Genomic DNA, 6,485 nt, shown 5'->3' on the forward strand with positions numbered 1-6,485 from the left:
TTTTTTTCCGCTTTAACAGACAACACTTAAATGAAATCTGGGGATTCATTGCCCGTTAAACTCGGCCTTTATAAACAAACGAATGATTGCTTGTTTACCTTTTCCTTTATGTATAGAACTACTAATAAATTGTAACGATTTTAAAGGGTTAACGCAAATAGATTAAAACAATTTGTAGTTATTATTCCATGTTTTTAACAAGTTTAAAAGTATTTTGTTTCGAATACGGAGAAAAAGCTACCGTTATTTTAACAGTAGCTTTTCTCATTTATTTATATTGATACAGGGAACCGATAGATTTTTTTGTTGAAAATGGCAAGTCAGGACTATCGGCGATGATAAAAATAGGACAGTGCATTAAAAGTGGATGTTTTTCGAAAAAAGAAGCATCAGCGTGATAGATGGACGATAGAATGACAGGGAGCTGTTCTAAAAAGTGAAGGTAGCGTGTAATGGTTTCATCTGTTGATGTATGCGCACCGATGTAATAATACACAGTAAGGGAATAAAAACCTTTATCAAAGACGAAGGATGCTAAATATTCGTTCCGCTCTTTTTGCATATGATCGTAGGCAAATTCAATGCCGATTTGAATGGAAGGAACAGAAGTGTGTTGACCTGGGAAAACGGTGTATTTTCTTGGTATCATTGGTTCAACGGGTGTAACACCCAGGCTGTAGGTTACATCTATTTGGTGGGGATTGCTAATGATCATATGGAATCCCTCCTTTAATATAAAAATACACTCTTTATAAGTGTATACAAAGTTTCATTGAACATGACAATATTAAAATATGCCCAGGCTCTTAGCATATTTAAAGCAGGCAACGTTTGAGCAGGGGGCAGAGTTTACGATAAAATAACAAAAAAGATTATTATGAGGTGATAAGCGATGAGTATTTTAAAAAATGACTGGGCTCCTTTATTAGAAGAAGAATTTCAAAAAGACTATTACATACAGCTTCGAGAGTTTTTAGTGGATGAATATAATCACCACACCATTTACCCTGATAAATATGATATTTTTAATGCTTTACACTATACAGATTATAAAAATGTAAAAGTGGTCATATTGGGACAAGATCCTTATCATGGACCAAATCAAGCGCATGGACTGAGCTTCTCTGTTCAACCAGGAGTAAAAACACCGCCTTCTTTAGTGAATATTTACAAAGAGCTGAAAAGTGAAATGGATTATCATATTCCAAATAATGGTTATTTGGTCAAATGGGCAGAACAAGGTGTTCTTTTGCTTAACACTGTTTTAACAGTTAGAAGAGGAGAAGCGAACTCTCACAAAGGAAAAGGGTGGGAACAGCTGACGGATCGTATTATTGAATTAGTGGCACAAAAAGAGGAGCCAGTCGTGTTTTTGCTGTGGGGCAAGCATGCACAAGCTAAAAAGGAGCTTATTCATCATTCGCACCATTTAATTTTGGAAAGCCCGCACCCTAGCCCATTTTCGGCTAATCGAGGCTTTTTTGGCAATAATCACTTTCAACGAGCAAATGAGTTTTTGCTCCAACAAGGACGTCAATCTATTGATTGGCAAATTGACGATGTGTAAAAGTGAGCATTTCATGAAGATTAGCTTCAGACATAGCCTCCTATTTCATCTTTTGATAAAATAGCTGTATAAAGTCATATTGAATGTAAGATGAGGTGTCTACATGGATATAAAAATGACGCAGCTCCTTGATAAAATTAGTGCAGAAGTACAAAAAGCAAAGCACCATTCGAATAGTGCGAACGTTCGAGATCAATTGGTTGCCATAAAAGCACTATGTGAGCTTGCATTAGATCAAAATGGAGAGGTTTCAGTATCGAAACCTGTCTCGGTTTCAAAACCTGTTGTAATGTCTTCACCGGAAATGATGCAATCGCCTGAGATTATGCAGCAACAGATTATTCAGTCATCCAAACCTAATTTTGAAGGAACGAAATTGAAATCAGATGATGCAAACGGCGATAGTCTGTTTGATTTCTAAAGTGAGGAGAAAAACATGAAACTATTTTTAATAATCGGTGCAATCAATGCAATGTTAGCGGTTGCTCTTGGTGCTTTTGGAGCACACGGGTTAGAAGGGAAAATTTCAGAGAAGTATTTAGAGGTATGGAAAACGGGAGTGCAGTACCAAATGTTCCATGCAATGGGGCTGTTTGTCATTGCATTTCTATTAAGCAAATTTCCTCAATCTTCTTTGTTAACAGCTTCGGGCTGGATTATGTTCGCGGGGATTGTGCTGTTTTCGGGCAGTCTCTATGTATTAAGTACGTCCGGTATTAAAGTTCTCGGCGCGATTACTCCGCTAGGTGGAGTTGCGTTTATTGTAGCTTGGATTTTAATTGTTGTTGCAGCTGTAAAATGGCTATAAAAAAACCCCTGAAAAGGGGTTTTTTTAACGCGGAGAATAATTGCTCAACTGCTGGCCTCCACCGCTAAACGGATAGTTATATTTGATTGGACCCTCAAAAGTGATGTAATCGAGATAAACCATAAGCAACACATAACGAGTGCCAGTTTGTGGATCACTTAAAATGATATGATCGCGTCCGGCTGCTTCAATTTCCCCTCTAAAGACCTTAGCGTTCCACTGTGTATTATTTTCAAACGTCATATATACAGTCGCTATTTTTCCTCGATTTAAACGTAAAATATTTTCAATATATGATTCTTCAATGGGCAGTTGATTTGGGTCTTGCGGGGCACCGCTGCCTCCAGAAGAGGTAGGGGGCGGACCTCCTTGTGTTTGCCCTTGAACCTGCTGGCCGCCTGGCTGGGGCTGCTGCGGCTGAGGCATATAATAAGGGTAGTTTGGACTCATATACGGATTTTGCATATATTGCTGTTGCGGTTGATTAGACTTTGGTTTTTTCATAGGAACCTCCTTCAAACAAAAAGAAATTAGTAAACTCCTGGACAATCAGCTTGAGTTGGTGCAAAGAAACAGTGAGATTTAAATCGTCCTGTGTTATTTTGGTTATACCATTGAGCAGGACAGCTGTGTCTTCTAAAGGAATTCCCGCTTTATCAATGACAACTTTTGTTCCTTCATGTTCAATATGAAGCTTTTGAATACCAGATTCATTCATTAATGAAACAACTTCTTGCAATTCACGTACGTTTATCATTTCTTGTCACTCCCGTTTTGTGTTATTTAGTTGACGCAAGGTTAATAGCAATCTTCAACTCTTGAAGCATCTGTTCTTTTTCTAAATAGATTTTTTCCGCTTCATGAAGCGGAATGTGAGAAAAATAAATGGATTCTCCGGGCTTTACTTGAGCTAAAAGCGGTAAATCCGCTGTGATGACTTGAGCAATTTTAGGGTATCCCCCCGTGGTTTGACGGTCTGCTAACAGGATGATGGGATTTCCATCCGGCGGGACTTGAACAGAACCTTGTGAAACGGCTTCAGACAATAACTCTTTTTTTTCTTGAAGCTGAAGAGAAGGTCCATCCATTCGATAGCCCATTCGGTCTGATTGATTCGATACTTTAAAAGGCCCTTTCGTAAAATAACTTTTGCTTTCAGGTGTAAATAAGTCGTATTGACTGCCATTAATAACACGGACACCTGGTTTCTTTGTAAAGTGAACAAGTTCCTTATAATTTACGGACCATGAAGAAGTATATACCCCGTTTATCAGTTCATTTGAAACAAAAGCAGGCTTTGAAGTAGCAGGAACTGATAGAGATAAAACATCGTCTGTTTGTAATGCTCTTCCTTTGTAGCCGCCAATTTCACCTCTTAAATACGTACTTTTACTATTTAACACTTCACTAATAGCAAATCCTCCTGCTACAGATAAATAGGAACGACACCCTGTTTTGCAAGGACCAAATGATAAAGTGCTTCCTTTTGGAATAAATAAAGGTTTCCACATAGGTACTGGCTTTGCGTTGATCGAAGGAGTTAAATCTCCCCCTGTAATCGCTACTAAACAATCGCTTTCTATTTCAAGGGTAGGCCCCATTAGCGTAACTTCAAGTCCCGCTTCATTTTCATCGTTACCAACTAGTAAATTAGCAATTCGGAGGGAATAAGAATCCATTGCACCGCTTACAATTACACCGTGCTGCTGAAACCCCCTTCTTCCTAAATCTTGAATGCTCGTTAATAACCCGGCTTTACTGACTCGCATACTCATTTTTCCCCCTCCTTTGCCTGTAGTTCTTGATACTCTTCTTTAGAGATAGGCTCGAATTTTACAATATCTCCAGCCTGCAGCAAACTTGGTGGGTTTTGTTCTGGTAAAAACAGTTTAATAGGCGTTTGCCCAATTAATTGCCATCCTCCGGGAGTGGAAATAGGATACACCCCTGTTTGCATTCCCGCAATACCAACCGATCCAGCAGGAATAGAGGTGCGAGGAGACGGCCGGCGAGGCGTAGCAATTCTTTCAGATAACCCTCCGAGAAATGGAAATCCAGGAGCAAATCCAATCATATATGCTAAGTATTCGCCTTCGGAATGAATACTAATTACCTCTTCAGTTGTTAAGTTATGGTGACGAGCGACATATTCAAGGTCAGGTCCATACTCTCCGCCGTAGCAAACTGGAATGGAAACCGTACGATGGTTTAACTCTTTTTCTGTCCGTTCATTCTCTAGTTTACTTTGAATGATAGAAGACACTACTTCAAAAGGAGAAACAAATTCTTTTTTCTCCTTCTTTTTCACAGCTGCTACAACTTCAAGGGGGTTATAAAAGATTGTCAGGTTCGTAAATGCCGGCACGCATTCGATAAATCCAGGAAAAGGATTTAATTCTATCGAATCTTTACACGTTTTAATTTGTTTATGAATGTCGTATTGAATGCTATCTCCAAACGTTATAACAAGCGCTGAGTCGCCAAGCGGAGAAATAACAGCTGACGCTTTTGTTACGGTTTGATTCATATCTACACCTCTTTCTTTTATAAAACACCTAGTTTTTCATCTCGAATATCTGTGATAAACATATGCCCCGGAGCATGTGTAATCATAATAGAAGGTTTTGTTTCCATTGCTACTGCTTGAGGGGTTACACCACAAGCCCAAAATACGGGCACTTCCCCTTCCTTAATCGGAACAGCATCGCCAAAATCCGGAGAGTGAAGGTCTTCAATGCCTATCGCAGCGGGATCTCCAATGTGAACAGGCCCCCCGTGCACAGCTGGAAAACGTGAAGTTACTTGGGCTGCCCGCACTACGTCTTGCTGAGGAATTGGACGCATACTAACTACCGTCGAGCCGTGGAATATTCCCGCTTCAGCGCATGAAATATTTGTTTTATACATAGGGACATTACAATTTTCTTCAATGTGACGAACAGGAATGTCGTTGTTTAAAAGCGCGTGTTCAAATGTAAAGCTGCAGCCGATAAGGAAAGCTACCATGTCTTCTGTCCAGTAATCTGTGATATCGGTTACTTCTTTTACTAGTTCCCCATTTTCATAGATTCGATACTTGGGAATGTCTGTACGAATATCTCCAGATGGAGCTGCAAATTTTGGCACCGGAGATCCAACGTCTGTGACATCTAAAAGAGGACACGATTTAGGGTTACGCTGACAGAACAATAGAAAGTCAAAAGCTTGTTGTTTTGGTAAAATAGCTAAATTAGCTTGAGCATAGCCATTTGCCATGCCTGCTGTTGGTTGAATAAGCTGGTTGTTACGGATTTGCTGACGAAGTTCAGCTGGATTTAGTTGCGAAAGGGTTGTCATGTTTCTCTCTCCCATCAGTGCCCCCACGCAACTTACGTGCGGGCACACTGTTTTATTTAAATAATTGAGGAAGTTGATCCATTAACGTATAGCCGCCCATTAAAGCCATTACAATAACGACAAGTACGCCAGAAATGGTAAGCCATAAAGGATGTTTATACTCGCCAACGATGCTTTTTTTGTATGCAGCAACCAGTAAAGTCCCAAGAGCGATCGGCAGAATTAATCCATTGATTGCTCCAACTAAAAGAAGAACTTTTACAGGTTTTCCAATTAAGACAAATGACAGAGTTGAAATAATAATAAATCCAATAATAATCCAGTTTGAGTTTTTATTAAGTTTTTCACTAAATGTTTGAATAAACGAAACAGAGGTATAAGCAGCTCCTACCACAGACGTAATAGCGGCTGACCACATAACAATACCAAAGATTTTATACCCGACGTTTCCTGCTGCGAGCTGAAACACGGATGCTGGAGGATTGGCTGGGTCAATTTGTAAACCTTTAGACACAACGCCAAGTACAGCTAAAAACAAAGCGATTCGCATAACGGAAGTGATAAGAATTCCTGTTACAGAACTTTTTGTTACTTGAGGTAAAGAATCGATGCCTTTTACGCCGGCATCTAAAAGACGATGTCCACCAGCAAAGGTGATATAACCACCGACTGTTCCTCCAACAAGCGTAACGATCGCAAGGATGTCGATTTTGTCAGGTGTAAAAGATTTTACTACAGCTTCTCCAACGGGAGGTGAAGTGGTAGTGGCTACAT

Annotated in this window: 9 protein-coding genes and 1 pseudogene; 3 read left to right on the forward strand and 7 right to left on the reverse strand. The window is 39.7% G+C overall.

What is annotated here, in order from left to right; all coding sequences use genetic code 11:
• Positions 1-268 precede the first annotated feature (268 nt).
• Positions 269-715: a staygreen family protein gene (locus AC1DRF_RS01310; protein ID WP_025752460.1), complete on the reverse strand. Its 447-nt coding sequence runs from the start codon at positions 713-715 to the stop codon at positions 269-271.
• A gap of 177 nt (positions 716-892) precedes the next feature.
• Here AC1DRF_RS01310 and AC1DRF_RS01315 point away from each other — a divergent pair, with 177 nt between their 5' ends.
• The 3 genes from AC1DRF_RS01315 to AC1DRF_RS01325 all read left to right on the forward strand — a co-directional run bounded on the left by AC1DRF_RS01315 (position 893) and on the right by AC1DRF_RS01325 (position 2,375).
• Positions 893-1,567 (forward strand): uracil-DNA glycosylase, encoded by a 675-nt coding sequence (locus tag AC1DRF_RS01315; RefSeq protein ID WP_097824932.1) that lies wholly within the window; start codon positions 893-895, stop codon positions 1,565-1,567.
• Between the two features lie 103 nt (positions 1,568-1,670).
• Positions 1,671-1,988, forward strand: a complete 318-nt coding sequence (locus AC1DRF_RS01320) for a YwdI family protein (protein WP_043977526.1) — start codon at positions 1,671-1,673, stop codon at positions 1,986-1,988.
• 15 nt (positions 1,989-2,003) lie between these two features.
• Positions 2,004-2,375 (forward strand): DUF423 domain-containing protein, encoded by a 372-nt coding sequence (locus AC1DRF_RS01325; RefSeq protein ID WP_013059856.1) that lies wholly within the window; start codon positions 2,004-2,006, stop codon positions 2,373-2,375.
• Positions 2,376-2,399: 24 nt separating this feature from the next.
• On the opposite strand, the gene gerQ is transcribed toward AC1DRF_RS01325, so the two are convergent.
• The 6 genes and pseudogenes from gerQ to AC1DRF_RS01355 all read right to left on the reverse strand — a co-directional run.
• Positions 2,400-2,879 carry a spore coat protein GerQ gene (gene gerQ, locus AC1DRF_RS01330; RefSeq protein WP_097824931.1) on the reverse strand — a complete coding sequence of 160 codons (480 nt, stop codon included), beginning with the start codon at positions 2,877-2,879 and terminating at the stop codon, positions 2,400-2,402.
• Between the two features lie 26 nt (positions 2,880-2,905).
• Positions 2,906-3,001, reverse strand: a pseudogene (locus AC1DRF_RS01335) (cell wall hydrolase); the annotation flags it as partial.
• Between the two features lie 153 nt (positions 3,002-3,154).
• Entirely contained in the window at positions 3,155-4,150 is a 996-nt protein-coding gene (locus AC1DRF_RS01340) for a 5-oxoprolinase subunit C family protein (RefSeq protein WP_427076479.1), read from the reverse strand.
• Positions 4,147-4,902: a 5-oxoprolinase subunit PxpB gene (gene pxpB / locus AC1DRF_RS01345; protein WP_427076478.1), complete on the reverse strand. Its 756-nt coding sequence runs from the start codon at positions 4,900-4,902 to the stop codon at positions 4,147-4,149. Before pxpB ends, AC1DRF_RS01340 begins: the two co-directional genes overlap by 4 nt.
• A gap of 17 nt (positions 4,903-4,919) precedes the next feature.
• Complete coding sequence (locus AC1DRF_RS01350) at positions 4,920-5,711, reverse strand: putative hydro-lyase (protein WP_274156720.1); 792 nt, start codon at positions 5,709-5,711, stop codon at positions 4,920-4,922.
• Positions 5,712-5,763: 52 nt separating this feature from the next.
• A partial coding sequence (locus AC1DRF_RS01355; protein WP_477740257.1) for an NRAMP family divalent metal transporter occupies positions 5,764-6,485 on the reverse strand: 722 nt, incomplete at its 5' end.

The sequence above is a fragment of the Priestia sp. P5_B4 genome (assembly GCF_056400385.1).

What these genes read in the sequence shown, in the direction of transcription:
- AC1DRF_RS01310 (WP_025752460.1), bottom strand. Translation starts at nt 715, where the DNA reads ATGATCATTAGCAATCCCCACCAAATAGATGTAACCTACAGCCTGGGT.
- gerQ (WP_097824931.1), bottom strand. Translation starts at nt 2,879, where the DNA reads ATGAAAAAACCAAAGTCTAATCAACCGCAACAGCAATATATGCAAAAT.
- AC1DRF_RS01315 (WP_097824932.1), top strand. Translation starts at nt 893, where the DNA reads ATGAGTATTTTAAAAAATGACTGGGCTCCTTTATTAGAAGAAGAATTT.
- pxpB (WP_427076478.1), bottom strand. Translation starts at nt 4,902, where the DNA reads ATGAATCAAACCGTAACAAAAGCGTCAGCTGTTATTTCTCCGCTTGGC.
- AC1DRF_RS01320 (WP_043977526.1), top strand. Translation starts at nt 1,671, where the DNA reads ATGGATATAAAAATGACGCAGCTCCTTGATAAAATTAGTGCAGAAGTA.
- AC1DRF_RS01325 (WP_013059856.1), top strand. Translation starts at nt 2,004, where the DNA reads ATGAAACTATTTTTAATAATCGGTGCAATCAATGCAATGTTAGCGGTT.
- AC1DRF_RS01340 (WP_427076479.1), bottom strand. Translation starts at nt 4,150, where the DNA reads ATGAGTATGCGAGTCAGTAAAGCCGGGTTATTAACGAGCATTCAAGAT.
- AC1DRF_RS01350 (WP_274156720.1), bottom strand. Translation starts at nt 5,711, where the DNA reads ATGACAACCCTTTCGCAACTAAATCCAGCTGAACTTCGTCAGCAAATC.